The sequence below is a fragment of the Salinisphaera hydrothermalis C41B8 genome (assembly GCF_000732535.1).
Taxonomy (GTDB): Bacteria; Pseudomonadota; Gammaproteobacteria; order Nevskiales; family Salinisphaeraceae; genus Salinisphaera; species Salinisphaera hydrothermalis.
Genome location: NZ_APNK01000088.1, coordinates 1 through 1,039 on the forward strand (window position 1 = coordinate 1; position 1,039 = coordinate 1,039).

At 61.0% G+C, this 1,039-nt stretch carries 1 protein-coding gene; it reads left to right on the forward strand.

Annotated features, from left to right (window positions below):
- Window positions 1-62: 62 nt before the first annotated feature.
- Entirely contained in the window at window positions 63-1,037 is a 975-nt protein-coding gene (locus C41B8_RS19180; RefSeq protein WP_037342034.1) for an IS1595 family transposase, read from the forward strand.
- The last annotated feature ends 2 nt before the right edge of the window (window positions 1,038-1,039 follow it).

The following is a 1,039-nucleotide window of genomic DNA, read 5'->3' on the forward strand; positions in this document are numbered from 1 at the left end:
GGCTATGTCACCGTTAATTCGTGATAAAATATAACACATTGATATCACGATGATTGTTCTTGATGAAAGAAGCCGACTTTAACGAGTGGCTGGCCGGTCTTCCGGCGCTGACCTCGGCGCAGAAACAGCGGCTTGCAGCCGCTTTGACCGGCGCTGATCCGGCAACGACTGTCGCCAACGAGCTGGACGCGCTCGGCGTATCGCATTGCCCGCATTGTGCGGCCGGTTCGCCGGTGCGCTTTGGCCATGCCAGTGGTCTTCAACGGTATAAGTGCCATGCCTGTCGCCGCACGTTCAACGCGTTGACGGGCACACCGCTTGCTCGGTTGCGGCATCGCGATGCTTGGCGCGTATTCGCCCAGGCACTGATCGACGGCGAGAGCGTACGTCGGTCGGCCGCCAGTGCTGGCGTTCATCGCAATACGGCCTTTCGCTGGCGCCACCGGTTTCTGGCTGCGCCGTCGGATATGCAGGCTAAGCGACTGGCGGGTATTGCCGAGGCGGATGAGACGTTCATACGCCGATCGTACAAGGGCTCGCGATCGCTGGAACGCCCGCCACGCCAGCGTGGCGGTGGAGCCAAGAAGTCCCGCAAAGGCCGTGATCCCGACGACGAAGTCGGGGTGCTGGTCATGCGGGATCGGGAAGGTCATACGTTGTCCCACGCATTGGAGACGGTCGATCATCGAACCATCGATGACACGGTCGGCCATCGTCTGGAGCGAGAAGCCGTGTTGTGCACCGACGGCGCGTCGGTCTATCAACGCTACGCTCAGTATCGCGGCGTCACGCATGAGCCCGTCAATCTCGCCCAGGGCATTCGCGTGCGACGCCCTGCGTTTCATGTGCAGAACGTCAATGCGTATCACAGCCGGTGGAAAGGCTGGATGGAGCGCTTCCACGGCGTGGCCACTCGCTATCTCGACCACTATCTCGGGTGGCATCGAATGCTCGATGCCGTCGGCGACTCGGCGACGCCGCACAATGTATTGGCTGCTGCGCGTGGACATGCGTATCAACACTCAACGATGACATAGCC